The sequence below is a fragment of the Mycobacterium sp. GA-1841 genome, from assembly GCF_001954135.1.
Taxonomy (GTDB): Bacteria; Actinomycetota; Actinomycetes; order Mycobacteriales; family Mycobacteriaceae; genus Mycobacterium.
Genome location: NZ_MBEQ01000012.1, coordinates 1 through 2,051, shown reverse-complemented (window position 1 = coordinate 2,051; position 2,051 = coordinate 1). Strand labels below are relative to the sequence as shown.

Here is a 2,051-nt window from a genome sequence, read left to right as displayed (position 1 = left end):
GACCTATCCCCCCCCCCTGCCCCCGCCCCCCCCCGCCTTTCTGCCCCCCCCCCCCCCCCCCCAAACTGCGGCCCCCCCCCCCCCCCGGGGGGTAAAACGCCCGCGGGCCCCCCCCCCCGGGGCCCCCCGCGGAAACGGGTGACACTGGGGACGCGTCAGCGACGCAGCCCGAGACGCTCGATCAGCGAACGGTAACGCGCCACGTCGACCTGGGCGACGTACTTGAGCAGCCGGCGCCGACGACCGACGAGCAGCAGCAGGCCGCGCCGCGAGTGGTGATCGTGCTTGTGCTGCTTGAGGTGCTCGGTCAGATCCGAGATCCGCTTGGTCAGCAGGGCGACCTGGGCTTCCGGCGAACCGGTGTCGGTCTCGTGCAGACCGTAGCTGCTCAGGATTTCTTTTTTCTGCTCGGCAGTAAGCGCCACGAAAGTAACTCCATCATTTCAGTCCCGCGAACATATTCTCGGCACAGCCACCGCGGACTGCAGCATGCACCGGATCGGCGGAAAGTCTAGCAGCCCTCTACTGTGCCGCCAGAATCGCGCGGGCCCGGTCGGTATCGGCCTCCATGGCCACCACCAGATCCTTGGCCGATTCGAACTTCTCCTGGCCGCGGATGCGAGCCACGAAGTCGACCGCGACGTGCTGCCCGTAGAGGTCGGCCTCGGTGTCGAGGACGAATGCCTCGACCGTGCGGGTGCGACCGGAGAACGTCGGATTGGTACCCACCGAGACCGCGGCCTGATACCGCTCGCCGGGCGTCACGGTGCCGACCACCGGGCCGTGACCCAGGACCGTGAACCAGGCGGCGTACACGCCGTCGGCCGGGATCGCCGAGTACATCGGCGGCGCCACGTTGGCGGTCGGGAAACCGAGCACCCGGCCGCGTCCGTCGCCGCGCACCACCACGCCCTCGACCCGGTGCGGGCGGCCCAGCGCCTCGGCGGCGGCCACCACGTCGCCGGCGTCGACACAGGACCGGATGTATGTCGAAGAGAAGGTGACCCGCTCGTCACGGTGGTCCGGGTCGAGTTTCTCGGTCACCAGCGACATGCTCTCGACGGCGAACCCGAACCGTTCCCCGGCCGCGCGCAGCATCGCCACGTTGCCTGCCGCCTTCTTGCCGAAGGTGAAGTTCTCCCCCACCACGACCTCCACCACGTGCAGGTCCTCGACCAGCAACTCGTGGATGTAGCGGTCCGGGGTGAGCTTCATGAAGTCGGAGGTGAACGGCATGACGAGGAATACGTCGACGCCGAGTTCCTCGACCAGCTCGGCCCGGCGCGTCAGCGTGGTCAGCTGCGCCGGATGACTACCCGGAAACACCACCTCCATCGGATGGGGATCGAAGGTCATGAGGACCACGGGCACTCCGCGTGACCGGCCTGCTTTCACCGCATGGCTGATCAACTCTGCGTGTCCGCGGTGTACCCCATCGAACACTCCGATGGTGACCACACACCTGCCCCAGTCCGTGGGGATCTCATCCTGCCCACGCCAGCGCTGCACGCGATCAGCCTACGACCCGATGGCGACGCGGTCTGCTCTAGATCCCCCGATCAGGTGATGATTGCCTAAACTTTCCTACTGTGAGTCCCGACGGTAACCACCAAGACCTCTCCACGGTTGCCCAGGACTATCTCAAAGTCATCTGGACAGCCCAGGAGTGGTCTCGCGAGAAGGTCAGCACCAAACTGCTGGCCGAGCGCATCGGCGTGTCGGCATCGACCGCGTCGGAATCCATCCGCAAACTCGCCGACCAGGGTCTGGTGGACCACGAGAAGTACGGCGCGGTGACGCTGACCGATGCGGGCCGGCGCGCGGCGCTGGCGATGGTCCGGCGGCACCGGCTGATGGAGACGTTCCTGGTGCAGGAACTGGGCTACAGCTGGGACGAGGTGCACGACGAGGCCGAGATCCTCGAGCACGCGGTCTCCGACCGGATGCTCGACTGCATCGATGCCAAGTTGGGCCACCCGACCTGGTCGCTGGTGTCCTCGTCGGCCGCTGCATCATGGGATCCACCGGGGCTCTGGATGGCCACCGAGATC

General features: G+C 67.2%; 3 protein-coding genes. 1 reads left to right on the top strand and 2 read right to left on the bottom strand.

Annotation, left to right across the window (positions count from 1 at the left end; translation table 11 throughout):
- Positions 1–155: 155 nt before the first annotated feature.
- On the bottom strand, positions 156–425 hold the full coding sequence (rpsO, locus tag A5740_RS03345; protein ID WP_003880490.1) for a 30S ribosomal protein S15: 270 nt from the start codon (positions 423–425) through the stop codon (positions 156–158).
- Between the two features lie 97 nt (positions 426–522).
- Positions 523–1,509 carry a bifunctional riboflavin kinase/FAD synthetase gene (locus A5740_RS03340; RefSeq protein WP_076191489.1) on the bottom strand — a complete coding sequence of 329 codons (987 nt, stop codon included), beginning with the start codon at positions 1,507–1,509 and terminating at the stop codon, positions 523–525.
- 80 nt (positions 1,510–1,589) lie between these two features.
- Here A5740_RS03340 and A5740_RS03335 point away from each other — a divergent pair.
- On the top strand, positions 1,590–2,051 hold a 462-nt coding region (locus tag A5740_RS03335), incomplete at its 3' end, for a metal-dependent transcriptional regulator (protein ID WP_254849064.1).